Origin of the sequence: Marmoricola sp. URHB0036 (assembly GCF_000426045.1) — a bacterium.
In the GTDB taxonomy this organism is placed as follows: Bacteria; Actinomycetota; Actinomycetes; order Propionibacteriales; family Nocardioidaceae; genus Marmoricola.
In genome coordinates this window covers 1-14,338 of the sequence record NZ_AUEP01000015.1, presented here as the reverse complement: position 1 = coordinate 14,338, position 14,338 = coordinate 1, and the positions used below count along the sequence as shown (strand labels likewise).

Genomic DNA, 14,338 nt, shown 5'->3' with positions numbered 1-14,338 from the left:
GGACACGACGCTGATACGCAAGTGAATGGTGGGGCCGATACATTTTGTCCGTGTTCGCATTTCTGGGTCGTCTCGTCCGTCGTCATCCCTGGTACGTGATCCTCGGCTGGATCGTGGTGACCGTCGTGGTCGTAGCCACCGCGCCGAAGCTCGCGGCCACGAGCGACCAGTCGGAGTTCCTGCCGAGCCACTACGAGTCGATCAAGGCCGCGAAGCTGCAGCAGGACGCGTTCCCGCAGCAGACGACCCCCGGAGCGATCCTGGTCTTCGACCGCAAGGACGGCGGCAAGCTGACCAGCGCCGACCAGGCCGACGTGCAGAAGATCGTCACCTCGCTCGGCAGCGACCTGCCGAAGGTGTTCAAGGGGGCAGCCGCGCAGCCGGCGAGCCAGAACAAGCTCGTGCAGATCGGCGTCATCGGCATGGCCGAGGGCAAGAACGCCTACGACAAGCCGTCGATGGACGCGGTCAAGGACCTGCGCAAGGACGCCAAGCCGCTCGTCGCCGACACCAACCTGCGGCTCGGGTTCACCGGACCGGCGCCGCAGGCCCTCGACTCGCAGGAGGCATCGGCCAACGCCGAGGCCATCGTGGGGATCGCGACGTTCGCGCTGATCCTGCTGCTGCTCAGCCTGATCTTCCGCAGCGTGATCATCGCCGTCCTGCCGCTCATCGTGATCGGTCTGGTGTCGCAGGTGGCAGTCGGCCTGGTCGGCTTCGCCAACGAGCTCTTCGACCTCAAGACCGACTCCTCGATCCAGGTGATCCTGATCGTGGTGCTGTTCGGCATCGGCACCGACTACATCCTGTTCTTCCTGTTCCGCTACCGCGAACGGCTGCGCGACGGCGAGGACAGCAAGGCGGCCGTAGAGCACGCCGTCGAGCGCGCAGGCGAGGCCATCGCCTCGGCCGGCGGCGCGGTGATCGTGTCCTTCATGGCCCTCGTCCTCAGCTCGCTCGGCATCTTCAAGTCGATCGGCCCGGCGCTCGCGATCGCAGTCTTCGTGACCGTGCTGGCCGCGCTGACCCTGTTCCCGGCGATCGTGTCGTTGCTCGGCACGCGGGTGTTCTGGCCCTCGAAGTCGTGGAAGGTCGAGCCCGAGGCCGCCCGGTTCGCCGCCGTCGGCCAGTCGCTGGGACGGCATCCGGTCCGGTACGCCCTGGCTTCCGGCGGGGTGCTCGCGATCCTCACGGTCTTCGCGTTCGGCTTCAATCCCACCTTCGACCTCGGCGACTCCGGTGCCCCCTCCGACGTCGAGTCGTCGGTCGCGCTCAAGACGCTGCAGAAGGGCCTGCCGGCCGGTGCCACCGACCCGACCCAGGTGTTCCTGTCCTCCGACGACGGAGCGCCTCTCGACCAGGCCGAGCTGGCCACGTTCGCGCAGGACCTGGGCAAGGCAGACGGCGTCGCTCAGGTTGCTCCCGGCGTCCCCAACACCAAGGGCGACACCGCGCTCTTCAACGTGGTGCTGAGCCAGGACCCGACGTCCGACGCCTCGCTGGCCGCCGTGAAGGGCCCGATCCGTACGACGGCACACGACTCGGCACCGGACGGCACCACCGCCCTGGTCGGAGGTACGACCTCGGTGTTCGTCGACTTCCAGAAGGCGATGAACCGCGACTACGCCGTGGTGTTCCCGGTCGCCGCCATCGTGATCTTCCTGATCCTCGCGCTGGTGCTGCGCAGCCTGGTCGCACCCCTCTACCTGATGGCCTCGGTCGGTCTCGGGTTCGGTGCAACGCTCGGCGCGGCCGTGCTGCTGTTCCAGCACATCAAGGGCGAGGACGGCCTGATCTTCCTGCTGCCGATCTACATCTACCTGTTCGTGGTCGCGCTCGGCACCGACTACAACATCTTGATGATCACCCGTCTGCGCGAGGAGTCCCGCGAGGGCGAGACACCGCGCAACGCCGCGGCCGAGGCGCTCAAGCACGCCGGTCCGACGGTCGCCGCAGCGGGCGTCATCCTCGCCGGCACCTTCGCCTCCCTGATGCTCGGCGGCAACGCCCTGCTGGTGGCGATGGGCTTCTCGATCTCCTTCGGCATCTTCGTGTCGGCGTTCGTGATGGCGATGTTCTTCACGCCGTCGCTGACGGCGCTCCTCGGGCACACGGCCTGGTGGCCCGGACACAGCGACGAGAAGGCGCCGACCGAGCTGACCGACATGCCCGAAGAGGCTGCGGTTCACTAGTCCCGCGCGGTCACCCGACGTCGTCGTGGGTGTCGAGGTGGTGCCAGAAGGAGATCGCCGGCTCACCGGTGGCGGCGCGTTGCATCAGCTCCTCGACGTCGGGGCTGGCGTCGAAGAACTTCTGGAAGGAAGCCTCGTCCGGCCACTCGTCGATCACGAGGATCTCGTTGTCGGAGCCGTAGAAGTGGTGGGAGATGACGCCGTGCTCCTTGGCTCGGTCGATGATGGTCTTGAGGACGTCCGGATCGGTCGCCTCGACCTCCTTGGGGTCTCCCGAGACTCGTAGGGTCATGAGTACGCTCATCTGCGCCTCCTCAGGCTGGGGGCGCGGCTTCTCCACACCCCTTCGTCCTGCCTACTCCTGACCGCGGGGACGGTCCATCGACGCAGCCCGGTGGAGCAGACCGCGTCAGGGACGACCGGTCAGCGGCGGCCGGTCTTGAACAGGCCGCGGAAGATCTCGCGTACGGCGGTGCGACCGAGCTGACGCGCCGTGGTGGAGGTCAGCACCTCCTCGACGACCGATTTCTCCTGGCGGGTCGACCGGCGCGGTGAGCGGGTGCGCGTCGCGCGGTCAGCCTCCTTGCGCAGCTTGTCCTCGGTCGTCTCCTGTTCCTTGGCCTGCTGCTCGGCCTGCTGCTCCGCCTTCGCCTTGGCGGCACCGGCCTCCAGCTTGGCAGCCAGCTTCTCGCGGGCCGACTCGCGGTCGATCCCCTCGGCGTACTTGGCGTTGAGCGGCGACGCCTTCACCGCCTGCTCCATGGCAGTCGTGTCGGCGGCACCCATCAGCGACTCCGGAGCGCGCAGCCGGGTCCACGCCACCGGCGTCGGGGCGCCACGTTCGTCCATCACCGTGACGATCGCCTCGCCGATGCCGAGGGAGAGGATCACCTTGCCGAGGTCGTCGTACGACGAGTGCGGGTAGGTGTTCACGGTCTGCTTCAGAGCCTTGGCGTCGTTGGGCGTGGCCGCGCGCAGCTGGTGCTGGACGCGGGAGCCGAGCTGGGCCAGCACGTTGTCGGGTACGTCGGTCGGCGACTGAGTCACGAAGAAGACCCCGACACCCTTCGACCGGATCAGCCGCACCGTCTGCGCGATGGCGTCGAGGAACGCCTTGGACGCGTCGCTGAAGAGCAGGTGGGCCTCGTCGAAGAAGAACACCAGCTTGGGCTTGTCGACGTCGCCCACCTCGGGCAGGTCGTGGAACAGGTCGGCCAGCAGCCACATCAGGAAGGTCGAGAACACCGCCGGTCGGTCGACCAGGTTGGGCAGCTCGACCAGCGAGATCAGCCCCTTGCCTTCGGGCGTCGTACGCAGGAAGTCGCTGGTCTCGAACTCCGGCTCGCCGAAGAACGCGTCGGCACCCTGGTCGGAGAAGGCGATCAGCTCGCGCAGGATCACACCAGCGGTCGCGCTGGACAGGCCGCCGAGGTCCTTGAGATCGGCCTTGCCCTCGTCGGAGGTCAGGTACTTCACCACCTCGCGCAGGTCGGCGAGGTCGAGCAGTGGCAGGCCGGCCTGGTCGGCGTAGTGGAAGACCAGCCCGAGCGAGGACTCCTGGGTGTCGTTGAGGCCGAGCACCTTGGCCAGCAGGGTGGGGCCGAACGCGGTCATGGTCACCCGCAGCGGCGTACCGATGCCCTGGCCGCCGAGGGCGAAGAACTCGACCGGGAACCCCTCGGCCTTCCAGTCCTGGCCGAGAGAGCTGGCGCGTTCGGTCAGCTTCGGGTTCTCGGTGCCGGGCACCGACAGGCCGGACAGGTCGCCCTTGATGTCGGCGGCGAACACCGGGACGCCGGCTTCGGACAGCTGCTCGGCCATCAGCTGCAGCGTCTTGGTCTTGCCGGTGCCGGTCGCGCCAGCGACGAGGCCGTGCCGGTTGAGCATGGCCAGCGGGATCCGGATGGGTACGCCGCTCAACGTGCTCGCGTCGACCATCAGCCCACCGAGCTCGAGGGCCGGTCCCTCGAAGGCGTACCCCGGCGCCACCGCCGCGCTGATCGGGTCCGAGGGGGCCGGCGAAGAGGGGGCATCGGTCATGCCGGCCAGCGTAGACCGGGCCTTACCTATGATGGCGCCGTGATCTTCAAGCGCGTGGGCGACGGGCGGCCCTACCCCGCTCACGACCTGGGACCGCGGGACTGGGCGGCGCTGCCGCCTCGGCCTGTGCGGCTCGACGAGCTGGTCACCACCAAGGACACCCTGCAGCTGGCCGCCCTCCTCGACGAGGACTCGACCTTCTTCGGTGACCTCTTCGCCCACGTGGTCGAGTGGCGCGACGACCTCTACCTCGAGGACGGCCTGCACCGCGCGCTCCGCGCGGCCCTCCAGCAGCGACACGTCCTGCATGCCCGCGTGCACGTGGCCGAGGACTAGGCGTGTCCGGCCGCAAGGTGACGACCGGCATCACCCTCGTCGTACTGCTGATCGTCCTGGGCGGCATGGCTGCCTACGGGATCAAGCACGCGCTCGCACCGCTTCCCGGCGGCAGCTCCTCGAAGAAGCCGTGCTCGACCACCGAGAAGGAGGTCAAGCAGTTCCTCAAGCGCGGGGACGTCCAGGTCAGCGTCTACAACGCCGGCACGCGCAGCGGCCTGGCCGGGCAGACGCTCGACAAGATCGAGGCGGCCGGCTTCGTCCCGGGCAACGCCGGCAACGCCCCCGGCACCGCCCAGGTGCGCCGCGCCGTCGTCTGGACCACCAAGGCCGACGACTACTCCGCCAAGCTGGTGGCCCTCGCCCTGGGTGGCGGCACCCGCGTCGAGGTCACCAAGACCGACCTCGGCCCCGGCGTCGACGTCCTGGTCGGCAACAAGTTCCAGGGCCTGGACAAGAAGGCGCCCCAGCAGATCCGGTTGCCGAAGCCGGTCGAGACCTGCGTCGAGGTCAGCTGATCGACTCGGGGCACTAGCTCGGCGGCTTCTTGCCGAGCCACTGCGCGAGACGGCCCCCGACGGAGACGGCCCGCAGCCGCTGCTCGGTCGCCACCCGGTCCTTGCGGGGAGTCACGACGAGCACGTCGTCACCCCGCCGCAGGACCGTACGACGCTCCGGCACCAGGGTCCTGCCGTCCCGGACGATGAGCGCGACCGACGAGCCGGGCGGCAGGCGGAGCTCGCCGACCTCGACGCCGTGCATCAACGACCTCGGCGAGATCGTCACCTGCAGCAGGTCGGCGGCGATCCGCTCGAGCGGGGCGGCCTCGACCTCGAGGTCACGTGGCTCGCTGCGCCGCGCCACCTTGAGCACCTTGGCCACCCACGGCAGCGTCGGCGCCGTCACCAGCGTGTCGATCACCACCAGCACGAAGACGATGTCGAAGAGCTGTTGGGCGCCGTGCACCTCCTTGGCCAGCGGGATCGTGGCGAGCACGATCGGCACCGCTCCGCGCAGCCCGGCCCACGACAGGAAGCCCAGCTCGGGCAGTCGCATCGGTTGTGCCAGCGACGCGACGAGGACGGAGAGCGGCCGGGCCAGCACCGTCAGGGCGACGCCGGCCACCACCGCCGTGACGATCGAGCCGGCGTCGATCTGGCTCGGCGTCAGCAGCAGGCCGAGCATCACGAACAGCCCGATCTGCGCCAGCCAGGCCACTCCCTCGGAGAACGACCGGGTGGCCGCCCGGTGCGGCAGCTCGGCATTGCCGAGGATCAGCGCGGCGACGTACACCGCAGCGAAGCCGGACCCGTGCACCGACGCCGTGCTGGCGTAGGCGAGCACGGTCAGTGAGAGCACCGCCAGCGGGTAGAGGCCCGAGCTCGGCAGCGCGGAGCGACGCAGCAACCACGCCCCGCCGAAGCCGATCACGAGGCCGGTGGCGACGCCGATCCCGAGCTCCCAGACGATCTCGCCAGCGAACCCCAGGATGCTGTGGTTCGACCCGGCGCTGACCAGGGTCACCAGCACGACCGTGGGGGCGTCGTTGAGACCCGACTCGGCCTCGAGCGCACCGGTCAGGCGGCGCGGCAGCGGGAGCTTGCGCAGCACCGAGAACACCGCGGCGGCGTCGGTCGGCGAGGTGACCGCCCCCAGCAGCACCGAGAGCTCCCAGCTCAGCCCCAGCACGAGGTGGCAGAAGACGGCCATCACCAGCACGCTCACGGCGACGCCGACCGTCGCCAGCGAGACCCCGAGCCGCATCACCGGGCGTATCTCCGGCCACGGCGTGGTCAGACCACCCTCGGCCAGGATCAGGATCAGGGCCGCGAAGCCGAGCGCGTGCGCGACCTCCGCGTTGTCGAACTCCAGGCCGAAGCCCGACTCCCCCAGCAGTACGCCGATGGCCAGGTAGATCAGCAGGGTCGGCAGCCCGAACCCCACGCTGACCCGGACCGCCAGGATCGACAGCAGCAGCACAGCCGCCCCCACCAGGAGCACCTGGTCGAGTGTGTGCACGTCGAGTGTCATGGGTGGCACCTCGGCGGTGGGGGGTCGGACCCAGAGTCTATGAGGCGACCGGACGGGCGCTGACCACACGGATTCCAGCGCAGCGCAAGTGGCCGTCAGAGGTCCACTAGTTCGCTTTACCCCAGATAACCGGAATACCCCTTATCACACCTACTGTCGCAATCGTTCCCGTCGCAGCGGTGACCTCCCCACCCTGATCCGTCACCGTCACGAGAGAACCCCATGCGCACCCAGCCGATCCGACGCACCTCGTCGTTGTGCCTGGCGCTGCTGTTCGCCCTGCTGGCGGGTCTGGTCGCGACGTCGGCCCCGGCGAGTGCCAGCACACCCGTGGTCGTCAGCGGCTGCGCGGCGTACACCGGGGCCAAGGCCCTCGGCACGTCGTACTCCGACGCCTACGTCCACGTCTACGCCTGCGGCCGTCGCCCCAGCTTCGACGGCGCCAAGAACGGGAGCGGTCCGGTCGTCCGTCCCTTCGTCGGCTCGCCCATCTACTACAGCGGCTACCAGTGCATCGAGCTGGTCGCGAGGTACCTCAAGCTGCGCTTCGGCGCCGACCCCGGCATCGCCAACGGCGCCCAGGCGGTGGACAGGTACGCCGCCGCCTACCCGACCAAGTTCGTGAAGATCGCGAACGGCACCAAGGGCAAGGCACCCCGCAAGGGCGACGTGCTCAGCCTCTCCGCCAGCTGGCGCTTCAACGACGTCGGGCACACCGGTGTCGTCGTCTCCTCGAGCGTGAGCTCGGCCGGCAACGGCACCATGCGCGCCATGGAGGAGAACTGGGGCGGCACCGGCGGCACGGCCGGCTACCACAACTACGTCGTGAAGAACTGGCGCGTCGTCTTCGCCGGGCTGCCCTACGTCAAGTGGCTCCGGACGCGCTGACCCGCATCCGCCGACTAGAACTCGTTCTAGTTTCTTCGTAGACTCCCGGCCATGACCACCGATCTCCCCGAGCTGCTACACGCCGCCGACGTCGAGACGTGGAGCGACGAGGTCGACGTCGTCGTGGTCGGCTTCGGCATCGCCGGAGCCTGCGCTGCCCTCGAGGCCGCCCGGGCCGGTGCCTCGGTGATCCTGCTCGAGCGGGCGTCGGAGTACGGCGGCACCAGCGCGATGGCCGGCGGCCACTTCTACCTCGGCGGCGGTACGGCGGTGCAGCGGGCGACCGGCATCGAGGACTCGGCCGAGGAGATGTTCAAGTACCTGATGGCGGTCAGCCTCGATCCCGACGAGGCGAAGATCCGCGCCTTCTGCGACGACAGCGTCGAGCACTTCGACTGGATCGAGGCGCTCGGCATGGAGTTCGAGCGGTCGCTCTACGAGAAGAAGGCCGTCATCCAGCCCGGCACCCAGGGCCTGATGTTCACCGGCAACGAGAAGGTCCATCCGTTCCGCGACCTCGCCAAGCCAGCGCCACGCGGCCACAAGGTGCCCAAGCCGGGCGACACCGGCGGCGCCAAGATCGTGCTGGACGCGCTGGCCGAGCGGCTGGCCGAGACCGACGCCGACGTGCGCTACGAGACCGGCGCCACCAACCTCGTCGTGGAGGTCGGACCCGAGGGCGGAGGGGCGGTCGTGGGGCTCGCCTGGCGCAAGTACGACGAGCGCGGCTTCATCCGGGCCAGGTCAGTCGTGATCGCGGCAGGTGGCTACGTCGGCAACGACAAGATGATCGCCGAGTACACCCCCCAGCTCGGCTCGAAGCTGTTCCCCCTGGCCTCGACGTACGACGACGGGCTCGGCATCCGGCTCGGCGCCTCCGCCGGCGCGGAGCTGCGCTGCATGGAGCAGGCGTTCATCACCGCGCCGTTCTACCCGCCCGCCCAGCTGGTCACCGGGATCGTGGTGAACAAGGAGGGCAAGCGATTCGTGGCCGAGGACTCCTACCACTCGCGCACGTCGGGGTTCGTGATGGACCAGACCGACCAGGCGGCGTACCTCATCGTCGACTCGGCCCACATCGAGCACCCCGACTTTCCGCTGTGCCCGTTCATCGACGGGTGGGAGACGGTTGCAGAGATGGAGTCGGCCCTGGGTATCCCGACCGGTGCCCTGGAGGAGACGCTCTCGTCGTACAACCAGCACGCGGAGCGCAAGGAGGACCCCGACTTCCACAAGCACCCCGACTGGCTGGAACCACAGGACATCGGCCCGTGGGGCGCCTATGACCTGACGCTGGGCAAGGCGATGTACGCCGGCTTCACGATGGGCGGGATGCGCGTCGCCCTCGACGGCCAGGTGCAGCGCGAGGACGGGTCGGTCATCGCCGGCCTGTACGCCGCCGGCGCCTGCGCGGTGAACATCGCCCAGGACGGCAAAGGCTACGCGTCGGGCACGCAGCTCGCCGAGGGGTCCTACTTCGGTCGTCGCGCCGGGCGGCACGCCGCCAGCCAGGCTTAATCGCTTGGTCCTGTCGGAGCGATCCGCTGGAATGTGCCCATGGTCTCCAAGCGAACCACCGCGCCCCACCTGGTCGAGCCGCAGCTGAAGTACCTCACCGACGCCACCTTCACCGAGTTCCACAAGGCGATCGCGCGCGGCTTCCAGGAGCCGTACCACGCCGAGCTGGCGGACATGGACCGCGAGGTGTTCGACAAGAAGCGGATGTTCGGCTTCAAGGTCGGCCGGCGCTGGGTCTCGACCTGCGGCGACTTCGAGCGTGAGCTGACCGTGCCCGGTGGCGCCTCGGTGCCGACGGCCGCGGTGACGATCGTGACGGTGCACCCGCCCTACCGTCGCCGCGGGCTGCTCACCGCGATGATGACCCACCAGCTCGAGCAGGTCGCCGAGCGCGGCGAGCCGTTGGCTGCTCTCTGGGCCTCGGAGTCACTGATCTACGGGCGGTTCGGCTACGGCCCGGCCAGCAGTCGCGCCGTGCTCAAGGGCACCAACCGGCGGTTGCAGTTCCTGCCCGGCGTACGCACCTCGGGATCGGTGGACGAGGTGACCCGCGAGGAGTTCCTGCCCGTCGCGCGCGGGCTGCACGAGTCGATGCGTCCCGAGCGGCCGGGCACCTTCGTCCGCGACGACGACGTCTGGGAGTTCGCGATCTTCGACAAGGAGTTCGCGCGCAACGGCTCCTCGGAGATCCGCTACGTCCTGCACTACGACGACTCCGGCGACGTCGACGCCTTCGCGACGTACCGCTTCAAGCCGAAGTTCGAGGCCGAGCCCGAGAGCGACGTACGCGTCAAGGAGATCTGGGCCGAGGACCCCGAGGCCTACGCCAGCATCTGGCGCTACCTGCTCGACCTCGACCTCGCCCGCACCTTCCACCTCTGGAACGGCCCCCTCGACGAGCCCCTGCGCCACCTGGTCACCGACGCCCGCGCCGTCGACACCTCGATCACCGACAACCTCTACCTCCGCGTCGTCGACGTCGAAGCCGCCCTGCGTGCCCGCAAGTACGCCGCCGGCGTCGACCTGGTCATCGAGATCGACGACCCCCTCCTCCCCGCGAACTCCGGCCGCTACCGCCTCGTGACCGACGGCGATCCGTCCGGTGCTTCGGCCGAGGTCACGCGAGTTTCCACTCCACCCGACATCTCGATGGGCATCCTGGAGCTCGGGACGATCTACCTCGGCGGCGTACCCCTGACGCACCTGCACCGCGCCGCCCGCGTCACCGAGCACACCCCGGGCGCAGTAGCCGCGGCAACGACGGCCTTCGGCTGGCACCGGGCGCCGTACTGCCCGGACATGTTCTGAATTAGCCCTTCCCGCCGCGAAAGGCCTAGCCGTAACGGTTGGGGCGGTCGCAGGGTGGTACTGCGAGTCCTAGGACATCTGGTCCTCTCGTGTCATCAGGCTTGGCGACGCAGTGTGGGGGTATGACCACTTCCATGTCGTTTCTCGGAGACAAGCCCGTCCACCGCATCGGCTTCGGTGCCATGCAGCTCGCCGGGCCCGGTGTGTTCGGGCCGCCTGCTGACCCGGACGCTGCCCGTGCGGTGCTGCGGCGCGCGATTGAGTTGGGCGTCGACCACATCGACACCTCGCAGTACTACGGGCCTGACGTAGTCAACGAGCTGATTCGGGAGGCGTTGCACCCCTACCCCGACAACCTGCGTCTGGTCACCAAGGTGGGCGCGGAGCGCGACGCCGAAGGTGGCTGGAACGCGGCGGCCGAGCCGCACCAGCTGAAGGCCGCGGTGCACGAGAACCTCCGGTCACTCGGGGTCGAGCGTATGGACCTGGTGAACCTGCGTCGCTTCGAGCGGGACAACCCGGACGTCCAGGAGCCGGCCCTCGAGGACCAGCTCGCCGCCCTCGCGGAGCTCCGGGACGCCGGCGACATCGACCTGATCGGCGTCTCGAGTGTCCGCCCCCAGACGGTGCGTGTGGCGATCGACCTGGTGGGGATCGGCGAGGTGCAGAACCCGTTCAGCATCCTGGACCGCAGCGACGCACCCGTGCTCGAGCTGTGCCGCGAGCACGGTGTCTCCTTCGTCCCGTACTTCCCGCTCGGCTCCGCCTTCGGCGGCGGTGGTCCACGAGCGCTGGCAGCCGACCCTCAGGTCAGCGCCGTCGCCGAGAAGCACCGCGTGACGCCGAGCCAGGTCGCGCTGGCCTGGCTGCTCGCGCAGTACGACCGCCTGCTGCTCATCCCCGGCACCAGTTCCGTCGCGCACCTCGAGCAGAACATGGCAGTGATCGACATCGAGCTCGACGCCGACGACCTCAAGGCGCTCGAGGGCGTGCAGCCCGTGCAGGTGGGGCACTGATCAGCCGACGGAGATGCCCTCGGAGTCCATCATGATGGCCATGGACAGCGCGTCGGCATCGGGTGTGCCCGGCTCGGCCGAGAAGACCACGATCTGCAGGTCGCTGCCGTGCACGGTGAGTACGTCGCAGTCCACGGTCATCCGTCCGACGACCGGATGGTCGAGCGTCTTGCGCTGAGCACCGCGCACGCGCGCTGGCGTCGTGTCCCACAGCTCCGCGAACCGGGGGCTCGCCTCACGGAGGTCGGCGACCAGAGTGACCAGCGCGGGGTCCTCGGGCAGCCGGATCAACGCGGCGTGTAGGTCCGCGACGACGTCGCGCTCGACCATCGACCGCGTCTGTGGTTCCAGCCGTCCCATGCCGGGCACGTCCATGAACGTCCGCCAGGCGCGGTTGCGCCCGCGTCCGCTCTCACCGGACACGTCGCCGAACAGCGCGTTCGCCGCGGGGTTCTGCAGCACGGTCTCCCAGGCCGCATCGATCACGCTGACCGGGGTCTCGCCGAGGCGGTCGATGATCCGCATGATGCTCGGCGTGACCTCGCGCACCATCCGTCCGGACGTGGGCGGCAGGTGCCCGGCCATCCGGTACAGCCGACCCTCTTCCTCGTCGCTCAGTCGCAACGCCTGGGCAAGGGCGTGGACCACTTGTACGGACGGATGCCTAGCCCGCCCCTGCTCCAGGCGGACCAGGTAGTCACCCGACACCCCGGCCAGCCCCGCCACTTCCTCCCGCCGCAGCCCGGGTGCCCGCCGCCGTGGCTGGCTGCGCAGTCCCACTGCTTCGGGTGTGAGCCGATCACGCCACGCACGCAGCTGGGTGCCGAGCTCGGTGGAGGTCATGGCTCGATCTAACTCCACCGGACCCAAGGCACGTCGTCGGTGGCGTCACCTGAGGTGCTTGCGGCCGCGTGACGGACCATCGAAGTCAGAGTGCGACGCGCGTCACTCCACCGCGAGTGGACTCGCCCTGTTCGGATGCCACGTGACCACAGGAGCGGCCCAGTCACGTGCATGTTGTGGCCGGGCACCAACTGGCCCTGTGGCCGAGCCTGCCTCAGCGGCGCCCGGGTGGTGGGGTGAGGTCGTAGCGGGCGATGATGTCGTCCAGCCAGGGTGCGTTGCCAAAGACCAGTCCGTGCTCGACGGCGAGAGCGGCAAGGGCCTCCGGATCGGGCGGCCCTGCCGAGCCCAGCTCTGTCACCCCCCAGAAGAAGTGCTCGAAACCGGCCGGGCTAATTATCTCGATCATCCTCGCCGGCGTACGCCCGGCATTCCACATGGTGTGCGTCTCGCCTCGCGGCTTGGTGATGTAGCCGCCTGCGCCGAGGACGACCTCTCGGTCGCCGGAGCGGAAGCCGATCTCGCCCTCGGTGACGATGGAATACTCGTCCTCCCGCGTGTGCATGTGCGGCGGGACGCAGGCGCCGACGGGGAACGGGTGTTCCACGACGGACACCTGCCCATTCGTCTGCTCACCGAAGAGCTTAAAGACCACGCCGATGGTCCCGAGTTCCCGCTCCTCCCCTTCTCCCGGGCGTACGACGGTCAACTCAGACGCCTCGACACGGCCCATCCTGCTCACTCTCCTAGATTTCGCGATACACTGGTGTATTACTAAATAGTCGGTCGGGAGAGTGCGGGTGTCAACGCCTTTGAGTGAGCGAAGCACCACGGCGCCGAAGCGGACCTATCAGAAGGCCAAGCGCGCCGATGATGAAGGGCGAACTCGGCAACGGATCGTCGACGCGGCGGAGTACCTCCATGGCACCCTCGGGCCCGCCCGCACGACGGTGTCCGCGGTTGCCGAACGAGCCGGGGTCACACGCGCCACCGTCTACCGGCACTTCGCCAACGAGGAATCATTGTTCCTCGCCTGCTCGCGCCAGTGGTTGTCGCGGCAGCACCTTCCGGAGCCGGACGCTTGGGCCACCATCGAGGACCCGGTCGAGCGGCTGCACACCGGGCTCCTAGACATCTACCACTTCTATCGGCGCGGCGAGCAGATGTTGACGCACATCCACCGCGACGCGAACGTGGTACCGGCGGTCGTCGTGGCGGCCCGACGCGCACGCGAGGAGTTGTGGCTCGACACGCTCCTGGTGCATCGACCCAGCCGCCGCAAGTCGGTGCGGGCCGCGGTCGCGCACGCCACGGCATTCACCACGTGGCAGTCGCTCTGCGGGGCACAGGGCTTGCCCCACAAGTCTGCCGTTGAGCTGATGGTCGGCATGGTGGAGCACATCTCTCGGTGACGCGCCCGGTGACGCAGCCCGATCAGACGGTGGTGAAGACGCGACGCCGCTTCAGTCCTCTGCGGCGTGCTAGCAAGCTGACCTGGCCGCGATCCCTCGCGGACAACACTTGCGATCCTCGTAGAGGCGTCATTCCGCCGCGAAGCGGCGCTAGAGGTCGGCTCTCACGGCAAGCGCCTGCCGCCAGCGTTGTCGGACCTCGAACTTGGCGCACGTACAGTAAACGAAAGCGCTTGGGGGACCCATCGGCACGAAAGCAGGGATCCGCTGTGGTTGAGCAAGTTCTGGTTGTCGCATGTGTTGCCGGCGTGCTGTTCGTCATCACGACTGGCGTCGTGGCTGTGGTTGTCGTCCGGGGTGTTCGCCGCCGTTACCGCTCCCTCTGTGATCGGCTCAGCGGCTTCTTCCAAGCGTCGCAACTGGACGGCACGGGCCCCGCGCGTGTCCGGGGCTCGGTGGCGCTTTCCACTGTTGGCGCGCCTGGCTGGTGGGCAGTCCAGAATCGCCGCCACCGGATGTGGCGTGCAGTCTGCTCGGCGGAGCACTCGGTCGCCGTCGCACGTCGCTCCGATGTCGCGGTAGGTGACCTGCCTGCGCTGGCAACCCAGCTAAGGACGGCGGCCAGTAGAGCCGACGCGGTTCTCTGTGTGAGTGCCCGTTCCGGATCGCTGCGCGAGGAGGACCGCGCGGACTGCGAACGGATCGAGGCAGCCGCCGCCGGCATCCATTCCGCCGCCCTGTCCTCGTTGAGGTC

General features: G+C 68.9%; 13 protein-coding genes. 8 read left to right on the top strand and 5 right to left on the bottom strand.

Features of this window, described 5'->3' with window-relative positions; genetic code table 11:
* Window positions 1–50 precede the first annotated feature (50 nt).
* Window positions 51–2,192 carry an MMPL family transporter gene (locus H976_RS26970; RefSeq protein ID WP_036227082.1) on the top strand — a complete coding sequence of 714 codons (2,142 nt, stop codon included), beginning with the start codon at window positions 51–53 and terminating at the stop codon, window positions 2,190–2,192.
* A gap of 10 nt (window positions 2,193–2,202) precedes the next feature.
* On the opposite strand, the gene H976_RS0117080 is transcribed toward H976_RS26970, so the two are convergent.
* Window positions 2,203–2,484 (bottom strand): hypothetical protein, encoded by a 282-nt coding sequence (locus H976_RS0117080; RefSeq protein WP_155918402.1) that lies wholly within the window; start codon window positions 2,482–2,484, stop codon window positions 2,203–2,205.
* Window positions 2,485–2,615: 131 nt separating this feature from the next.
* Entirely contained in the window at window positions 2,616–4,232 is a 1,617-nt protein-coding gene (locus H976_RS0117075) for a helicase HerA-like domain-containing protein (RefSeq protein ID WP_027862530.1), read from the bottom strand.
* 39 nt (window positions 4,233–4,271) lie between these two features.
* Here H976_RS0117075 and H976_RS0117070 point away from each other — a divergent pair, with 39 nt between their 5' ends.
* Together H976_RS0117070 and H976_RS29015 are read left to right on the top strand one after the other, a co-directional pair.
* The gene (locus H976_RS0117070; RefSeq protein WP_027862529.1) at window positions 4,272–4,568 is read left to right on the top strand and encodes a type II toxin-antitoxin system VapB family antitoxin; all 297 of its coding nucleotides are present in this window, start codon (window positions 4,272–4,274) and stop codon (window positions 4,566–4,568) included.
* A 2-nt stretch (window positions 4,569–4,570) separates the two neighbouring features.
* Window positions 4,571–5,086: a LytR C-terminal domain-containing protein gene (locus H976_RS29015; protein ID WP_051276962.1), complete on the top strand. Its 516-nt coding sequence runs from the start codon at window positions 4,571–4,573 to the stop codon at window positions 5,084–5,086.
* A gap of 13 nt (window positions 5,087–5,099) precedes the next feature.
* Here the strand turns inward: H976_RS29015 and H976_RS0117060 are convergent, their stop codons facing one another.
* The gene (locus tag H976_RS0117060) at window positions 5,100–6,599 is read right to left on the bottom strand and encodes a potassium/proton antiporter (protein ID WP_027862528.1); all 1,500 of its coding nucleotides are present in this window, start codon (window positions 6,597–6,599) and stop codon (window positions 5,100–5,102) included.
* Between the two features lie 222 nt (window positions 6,600–6,821).
* Between H976_RS0117060 and H976_RS0117055 the strand changes: the two genes are divergently transcribed.
* From H976_RS0117055 to H976_RS0117040, 4 genes are all read left to right on the top strand, one after another.
* A complete protein-coding gene (locus H976_RS0117055; RefSeq protein ID WP_027862527.1) occupies window positions 6,822–7,487 on the top strand; it encodes a CHAP domain-containing protein in 666 nt (221 codons plus the stop codon).
* Between the two features lie 51 nt (window positions 7,488–7,538).
* Window positions 7,539–9,005, top strand: coding sequence for an FAD-binding protein (locus H976_RS0117050; RefSeq protein ID WP_027862526.1), 1,467 nt, complete (start codon window positions 7,539–7,541; stop codon window positions 9,003–9,005).
* A gap of 39 nt (window positions 9,006–9,044) precedes the next feature.
* Complete coding sequence (locus H976_RS0117045; protein ID WP_051276961.1) at window positions 9,045–10,313, top strand: GNAT family N-acetyltransferase; 1,269 nt, start codon at window positions 9,045–9,047, stop codon at window positions 10,311–10,313.
* Between the two features lie 134 nt (window positions 10,314–10,447).
* Window positions 10,448–11,329: an oxidoreductase gene (locus H976_RS0117040; RefSeq protein WP_231388974.1), complete on the top strand. Its 882-nt coding sequence runs from the start codon at window positions 10,448–10,450 to the stop codon at window positions 11,327–11,329.
* Here H976_RS0117040 and H976_RS0117035 read toward each other — a convergent pair whose 3' ends face one another.
* Window positions 11,330–12,172, bottom strand: coding sequence for a helix-turn-helix transcriptional regulator (locus tag H976_RS0117035; RefSeq protein WP_027862523.1), 843 nt, complete (start codon window positions 12,170–12,172; stop codon window positions 11,330–11,332).
* A 214-nt stretch (window positions 12,173–12,386) separates the two neighbouring features.
* Window positions 12,387–12,881 (bottom strand): cupin domain-containing protein, encoded by a 495-nt coding sequence (locus H976_RS0117030; protein ID WP_196804129.1) that lies wholly within the window; start codon window positions 12,879–12,881, stop codon window positions 12,387–12,389.
* Between the two features lie 85 nt (window positions 12,882–12,966).
* Between H976_RS0117030 and H976_RS26960 the strand changes: the two genes are divergently transcribed.
* Entirely contained in the window at window positions 12,967–13,584 is a 618-nt protein-coding gene (locus tag H976_RS26960) for a TetR/AcrR family transcriptional regulator (protein ID WP_196804128.1), read from the top strand.
* Window positions 13,585–14,338: the final 754 nt, after the last annotated feature.